The 1,416-nt window shown below is 77.7% G+C and carries 1 protein-coding gene and 1 pseudogene; both read right to left on the bottom strand.

Going from position 1 to position 1,416, the window contains the following annotated elements; genetic code table 11:
- Positions 1-375: glycosyltransferase (locus ABT381_RS35760; RefSeq protein WP_351602287.1), on the bottom strand; the 375-nt coding region annotated here is incomplete at its 3' end.
- A gap of 339 nt (positions 376-714) precedes the next feature.
- Positions 715-1,416 (bottom strand): annotated as a pseudogene (locus ABT381_RS35765) (HEAT repeat domain-containing protein); the annotation flags it as partial.

Genomic DNA, 1,416 nt, shown 5'->3' on the forward strand with positions numbered 1-1,416 from the left:
GTAGCGGCCCAGGTCGGTCTGGTACACGGCGACGGCCGGCACGCCCAGCCGGGACGCGGCCGCCATGCCGCGCACGCCGAGCACGAAGGGGCTCGCGAGGTGGACGACGTCGGGCCGGTGCGCGGCGAGCGCGGCGGCCAGCCGGCGGCCCGGCAGCGCGACCCGTACCTGCGGATAGCCGGGCAGCGGCAGCGAGGGCACCCGGACCACGGGACACGGCGGGGTCCGCCCGGCCGCCGGGTCCTGTGCCGTCGCCGGGGCGACGACCAGCGGTTCGTGGCCGCGCCGCACCAGGTGCCGGGCGGTTTCCAGGGTGCAGTGCGCGACGCCGTTGACGTCGGGCGGGAAGGATTCGGTGACGATGGCGACACGCATACCCGTGTTGTCGGCGGGCCGTGCGTGGACCGGGCCACGGGGATCTTTCCAGCGGGGGAACGTCCCATGAGCGTTCTGTCGTCGGGACCCCGTGAGGCCTTGGGCAGTCGGGCCTGCCTCTGCCCGCATCGCCTGGGCCCTGTCCCGTAGGGACGTCCACGGCCGCGTACTCCGTGGGGTGGTCGGTCACGTCCGCACGAGGGTCGGCAGCGCGCCGTACGGAGAGCGACGACGCGCCACATGGAGGAGACAAGGGAGGAGAGCGGACCACGGGCCCCGTGGGGCGGCATCCCGGTCCCCCGTAGGGCGGCGCCCGGCCCCCGTAGCGCAGCGCCTCCGTCAGACCTCGGCCGCGTCCGGGCCGATCCGGCCCCGTACGGCGGTCTGGACCTCGGTCTCCTCGGCCGGGTCGGCGGCGAGCCGACGGAGCTGTTCGACGACGCGGGCGTCGCCGGTAGCGGCCGTACGGGCGGCGAGCTCCCGGGTGGTCTCCTCGCAGTCCCACAGGCACTCGACGGCGAAGCCCGCCGCGAAGCCGGGATCGGTGGCGGCCAGCGCGGCGGCGGCCCGGCCGCGCAGATGGGAGGAGGAGGTTTCGCGGTAGATGTGGCGCAGTACGGGCGCGGCGCACTCGACGCCGAGCCGTCCGACGCCGTCGGCCAGCTCCCACAGGCCGGCCGCGTCCGGGCCCTCGGCCTGCACGGTCCTGCGGAGCACGGCGAGCACCGTGTCGGCGTCCCGAGTGCCGCCGCGGCGGGCCAGCAGCGCGGCGGCCACGGCGCCCAGCCGGTCCGGGCGGCGGGCCCACACGCGGGCGCGTCCGACGGCCGCCACGGAGCGCATACGGCAGAACGCGCCGGTCGCCGCCTCGACGAGCTCCGGGCAGGCGAGCGGGTCGCAGGCCGCGGCCTCGATCAGGTCGAGCGCCTCGGGGTCACCCCGCTCGGCGAGGTGGCGCAGGGCAGCGGCGCGGGCGGCGTCCGGACCACTGCGGGCGGCCGCCAGCAGCTCGGGGCGGTCCTCGGGCCCGGCCACCGCGGC

The organism is Streptomyces sp. NPDC000151 (assembly GCF_040301705.1).
Taxonomy (GTDB): Bacteria; Actinomycetota; Actinomycetes; order Streptomycetales; family Streptomycetaceae; genus Streptomyces.